Genomic DNA, 1,620 nt, shown 5'->3' with positions numbered 1-1,620 from the left:
GCATCTCTAATTTCTTCTAAATCTACTGTATCAATAATAAATTCCATTGTTTTTCTCCTCCTATAAACTCTGTTCAGTTCTACCGATAATATCATCCTGAGTTGCTTTAGATAATACATTGAAGAATGCACTATATCCTGCAACACGTACAATTAAGTCTTTATGATTTTCTGGATGCTTTTGTGCATCAATAAGTGTTTCTTTAGAAACAATGTTGTATTGTACATGGTAACCATGGAGACGATTAAAGAATGTACGAATCAATAATTCTAGTTTCTGTTTGTTTTCTTCTGTAGAAAGCATCTGAGGTGTCATCTTCTGGTTAAGAAGTACGCCTCCTGTGATCTTTTCAGTACGAAGCTTAGATATACTCTTGAATACTGCAGTAGGACCATTCTTATCTGTGTTATGTGCTGGAGAACATCCTTCAGCGAGCGGTTCATGTGCATTTCTTCCATCAGGAGTAGCCATTGTACCCATACCCTGACCTACATTAGCACTAATTGAAGAAGTACCTGCATAACGGATACCACCAATAGGACCTCTATTATAACGAGTATTTGGATACTTTTTGATTTCATCAATATAAGAATCATATGCTTCTACAATTAAGTTATCTGCATAATCATCATCATTACCATACTTAGGTGCTTCATCATTCAACATTTCCTGAATCTTCTTGTTTTCAGGTGACTGGAAATCATCTAAGATAGCATTCCATAACTGTTCTCTTGTGATCTTCTTTTCATCATAAACAAGCTTCTTGATGGCTGCCAAGCTGTTTGCCATATTCGCAATACCAACCTGAAGACCTGAAATGAAGTCATACACTGCACCACCTTCTTTGATAGTCTTACCTCTACCAATACAATCATCAGTCAATGCAGAACATAGAATATCAGGCACATCTCTTTCAGATGCCTTATCAATAAAGTTTTCTACAATAACACTATAACGTGTCATTTCTCTTACTGTTTTATCCCATGCTGCAAGTAAATCTTCATATGTTTCCATTTCAGTAAAGTAACCATAGCCCTTAGTGAAACGCTTGTTTGTAGTTAAGTCAACACCATTATTCATTGTGCATAATAATACTCTTGGGAAGTTGACATAAGACATACCTGTACAACGATATCCCCATTTACCAGGAACAGCTGTTTCTACACATCCGATAGCACTATAATTATAAGCATCTTCTTCCTTAACCCCCCAGTTAATAAATGAAGGAATAATGATTTCATCATTATTTAAGGCTGGCATACCAAATCCAAGCTTCATTACTTCAATACATTCATCAAAGAAATGTTTATTCAAGTTTGCATGATAACGTACAGTTAAGTTAGGCTGAGTGAGTCTTGTCTGAGCCACTGATTTTAATACCGCAAAACTTAATTCATTCACTGCATCTTTCTTGTCAGTAGTCTGACCACCAATAGTGACATTCTGATACATTGGAGAACCAGCTGAACTTAATGTATGAGCCTGTGAACGTACCTTATTGACTGTGAGTGTCTTGATCCATAAACAAGTAAGAAGTTCTAATGCTTCTTCTTCAGTGATCTTCTTATCATTTATATCCTTGATGTAATAAGGATACATATACTGGTCAAAACGACCATA

The 1,620-nt window shown here is 35.7% G+C and carries 1 protein-coding gene; it reads right to left on the bottom strand.

Features of this window, described 5'->3' with window-relative positions:
• Positions 1–60 precede the first annotated feature (60 nt).
• Positions 61–1,620, bottom strand: a 1,560-nt coding sequence (locus tag B2S90_RS05030; RefSeq protein ID WP_286696635.1) for a pyruvate formate lyase family protein, incomplete at its 5' end; no start/stop codon positions are given.

The sequence above is a fragment of the Catenibacterium sp. UBA627 genome (assembly GCF_002299355.1).
Classification (GTDB): Bacteria; Bacillota_I; Bacilli_A; order Erysipelotrichales; family Coprobacillaceae; genus Catenibacterium; species Catenibacterium mitsuoka.
Note: the sequence above shows the minus strand (reverse complement) of the source record. Positions and strands in the feature narration are given on the sequence as shown.